The sequence below is a fragment of the Thermus sp. genome (assembly GCF_056332225.1).
Genome location: NZ_JBWGQW010000092.1, coordinates 1 through 3,243 on the forward strand (window position 1 = coordinate 1; position 3,243 = coordinate 3,243).

Sequence of the window (3,243 nt, forward strand, 5' to 3'; positions counted from 1 at the left end):
GCCACCACCACCCACCCGAGGAGGCGGCTCGCCTCTTCCGCCTTTCGGGAGTCCTTGGCCAGGTTCTGCAGGCGGCTCGCCAAAAACCCGTCCACCCCGTCCACGAGGAGCATGCCCAGGGTGAAGAAGGCCCCGAGGCGCAAGGGGGAGAGCTCGGCGGAGAGGGCCAGGGCGGAAAGCTGGCTTGCCGTCTCAAACCCGAGCCCAAAGAGAACCCCGAGGAGGAGGGGGTTGGGGAGGGGAAGCCCTTTGGAGGGGATGGGAGGGGTGGGCTTGAGGAGCCGGTAGAGGTTCAGGACCGCCACCAGGAGGAGGAGAAGGGCGGGGAGGTGGAGGGCCTCGAGGTTCGCCCGCCCGAGGAGGCCTGCCGCCGGGAAGGCCAGAAGGGTGACGAAGCCCCCATGCCCCATGGCGAAGAGGAAGCCGTTAAGGGGAGAGGGCCTCACCCGGGAGAGCCCGTCCACCGCCGCCAGGTGGTCGGGGTCCACGCCGTGGCGCATCCCCAGGGCCACGGCCAAAAGCTCGAGGCCCGTCACGGGGCACCTGCCTTTTGCGGGGAAAAGAGGGCTTGGGACCGGTATCCGCTTTTCTTCATCGCCGCCTCCTTTCGCCCCTGCTCGGGGGCAGGTGAGGCGCGCACCGGGGCGGGTATTCGGGCTTCCGGCCTAGACGATGGGCCTATGGGTTGGGCCGGTTACCGTTGCGGCACAGCGCCGGACTTTCACCGGTCTTCCCCCTTTTGCGCCCCAGGACATCCGGGCCCTGGGGCACCCCGGCCGCTCTCGCCCCCGTTTTACCTCCCTGGCCCCCCCCCGTCAAGAGGGAGGCGGGCGAGCACCCTCTTGGGCCAGTCCACCGCCACCGCGCTTCCCGGGGGCACGAGGCCGTCCTCCCCCAAAGCCCTCAGCACCGCCCGCACCACCCCCCCGTGGGTGAAGAGGACCGCAGGGGCCCTAAGCCCCTCCAGGAAGCGGAAGATCCGCTCCTGGAAGGCCAGGAGGCTTTCCCCTCCCGGGGGGTGGAAGCCCTGGAAGCGGAGGAGGGCTTCCTTGTGGACGGGGTCCAGGTCCTCCCAGAGCGCCCCCTCCAGGGCCCCGAAGTGGATCTCCCGAAGCTCTGGGGCAAGCGAGGGGGTGAAGCCCGCAAGCTCCGCCGTCCTTCGCGCCCGCAGGAGGTCGGAGCTAAAGGCGGGAAGAGGGGGAAGCCTCCCCTTAAGCCTTTTCGCCTGGGCCTCCCCTTCCTCCGTGAGGGGGAGGTCCGTCCAGCCGAGAAGCCTCCCCTCCCGGTTCCAGAGGGTTTCCCCGTGGCGCACGAGCCAAAGCTCCATGCCCCTAGGGTAAACTCTCCCCCATGGTGGACCCGGAGGTCTTGGCCCAAGCCCGGCTCCGCATGGACCAGCTCACCAAGCCGCCCCGCTCCCTGGGCTTCCTGGAGGAGGTGGCGGTGCGCCTCGCTGCCCTCCAGGGGCGGGTGAAGCCGGAGCTCGGCCGGGGGGCGGTGGTGGTGGCCGCCGCCGACCACGGGGTGGTGGCCGAGGGGGTCTCCGCCTACCCCCAGGAGGTCACCCGGCAGATGGTCCTGAACTTCCTCCATGGGGGCGCCGCCATCAACCAGTTCGCCCGGGCGGCGGACTGCGAGGTGTACGTCCTGGACGTGGGGGTGGTGGGGGAGCTTCCCGACCACCCGCGGCTTCTCAAGCGCAAGGTGCGCCCGGGGACGGGAAACCTCGCCCAAGGCCCCGCCATGACCCGGGAGGAGGCGGAAAAGGCCCTCTTTGCGGGAAAGGAGGCGGCGAGGCGGGCCATCGCGGAAGGGGCCACCCTCCTCGCCGCCGGGGACATGGGCATCGGGAACACCACGGCGGCGGCCGCCCTCACCGCCGCCCTCCTCGGCCTTCCCCCTGAGGCCGTGGTGGGCCGGGGGACGGGGGTGGGGGAGGAGGGCCTGAGGCGGAAGCGCCAAGCGGTGGCCCGGGCCCTCGCCCGCCTCCGCCCGGGGATGGACCCCCTCGAGGTGGCGGCCGAGGTGGGGGGGCTTGAGCTTCTCGCCATCGCCGGGGTCTACCTCGAGGGCTACGAGGCGGGGCTTCCCCTGGTGCTGGACGGCTTTCCCGTGACCGCGGGGGCCCTTTTGGCCTGGAAGCTCGCCCCGGGGCTCCAGGACCACCTCTTCGCCGGCCACCTCTCCCGGGAGCCCGGGCACCGCCACCAGCTGGAGGCCCTGGGCCTAAGGCCCCTTTTGGACCTGGACCTGGCCCTCGGGGAGGGGACGGGGGCGGTCCTCGCCATGCCCCTCCTCCGGGCCGCCGCCCGCATCCTCCACATGGCCACCTTTGAGGAGGCGGGGGTGTCCCGGGGGTGAAGGCCCTCCGCCTCGCCCTCGCCCTCCTCACGGTGTTGCCCGTGGCCCCGGAGGGGGTAGGGGAGAGGGAGTTCAAGCGGAGCGTGGCCTTCTTCCCCCTGGCGGGCTACCTCCTCGGGCTTCCCCTGGCCCTCCTCGCCCTTTCGCCCCTGCCCCCGGGGATTTCCGCCGCCCTAGGGGTGGCCCTCCTCCTCGGCCTCACGGGGTTTTTGCACCTGGACGGCCTTCTGGACCTGGCGGACGCCCTCTTGGGGGCGAGGCCCAAGGAGGAGCGCCTCCGCATCCTCAAGGACCCCCACCTGGGGGCCTTCGCCTTCGGGGTAGGGGGCGTCTACCTCCTCCTCCTCTTCCAGGCCCTGGCCCTGGTGCGAGACCCCCTCTTCCTCCTCCTCTTTCCCGGGTGGGCCCGCTTCGCCTTCCTCCCCTTCCTCCACCGCTACCCCCTCCTGGGCCCGGGGATGGCCGGCCTGGTCCGGGGGGGGCCTTGGCCCTTTGCCCTCCTCCTTGCCCTGCCCTTCCCCCTCCTCTACCCCCTTCCCGCCCTCCTCGGCCTCCTCGCCGCCTGGGGAGTGGCCCGCCTGGCCTGGGCCCGCCTCGGGGGGCTGAACGGGGACGCCCTCGGGGCCATGATCGCCCTTTGCGAGGTCGCCAACCTGCTAGGCTATGCCTTGTGGAAGAGCCCAAGCGGGTGAAGCCCTACGAGAAGCCCAGAGGGGAGAGGCGGGGCCTCCTCCTGGTCTACACCGGGGACGGCAAGGGCAAAAGCACCGCCGCCTTCGGCCTCGCCCTCCGCGCCTTCGGCCGAGGGCTAAAGGTGCGGATCTTCCAGTTCCTCAAGCACGAGACCGCCCGCTTCGGGGAGCACCGGGCCTTCGCCCTCCT

General features: G+C 71.8%; 5 protein-coding genes and 1 riboswitch. Of the genes, 3 read left to right on the top strand and 2 right to left on the bottom strand.

The window, feature by feature from the left end; translation table 11 throughout:
- Both AC01Y6_RS09920 and AC01Y6_RS09925 read right to left on the bottom strand, forming a co-directional pair.
- Positions 1-305, bottom strand: a 305-nt coding sequence (locus AC01Y6_RS09920; RefSeq protein ID WP_476671361.1) for a HoxN/HupN/NixA family nickel/cobalt transporter, incomplete at its 3' end; no start/stop codon positions are given.
- A 333-nt stretch (positions 306-638) separates the two neighbouring features.
- A riboswitch (cobalamin riboswitch) is annotated at positions 639-777 on the bottom strand.
- Positions 778-793: 16 nt separating this feature from the next.
- Positions 794-1,327 (bottom strand): histidine phosphatase family protein, encoded by a 534-nt coding sequence (locus AC01Y6_RS09925; protein ID WP_476671357.1) that lies wholly within the window; start codon positions 1,325-1,327, stop codon positions 794-796.
- 26 nt (positions 1,328-1,353) lie between these two features.
- Here AC01Y6_RS09925 and cobT point away from each other — a divergent pair, with 26 nt between their 5' ends.
- From cobT to AC01Y6_RS09940, 3 genes are all read left to right on the top strand, one after another.
- Positions 1,354-2,361: a nicotinate-nucleotide--dimethylbenzimidazole phosphoribosyltransferase gene (gene cobT / locus AC01Y6_RS09930; RefSeq protein ID WP_476671362.1), complete on the top strand. Its 1,008-nt coding sequence runs from the start codon at positions 1,354-1,356 to the stop codon at positions 2,359-2,361.
- Positions 2,358-3,053, top strand: a complete 696-nt coding sequence (locus AC01Y6_RS09935; RefSeq protein ID WP_476671358.1) for an adenosylcobinamide-GDP ribazoletransferase — start codon at positions 2,358-2,360, stop codon at positions 3,051-3,053. Before cobT ends, AC01Y6_RS09935 begins: the two co-directional genes overlap by 4 nt.
- On the top strand, positions 3,032-3,243 hold a 212-nt coding region (locus tag AC01Y6_RS09940; protein ID WP_476671360.1), incomplete at its 3' end, for a cob(I)yrinic acid a,c-diamide adenosyltransferase. The genes AC01Y6_RS09935 and AC01Y6_RS09940, both read left to right, overlap by 22 nt.

Bases quoted from the DNA above. Each gene is read 5' to 3' on its own strand.
- AC01Y6_RS09925 (WP_476671357.1), bottom strand. From the start codon at position 1,327: ATGGAGCTTTGGCTCGTGCGCCACGGGGAAACCCTCTGGAACCGGGAG.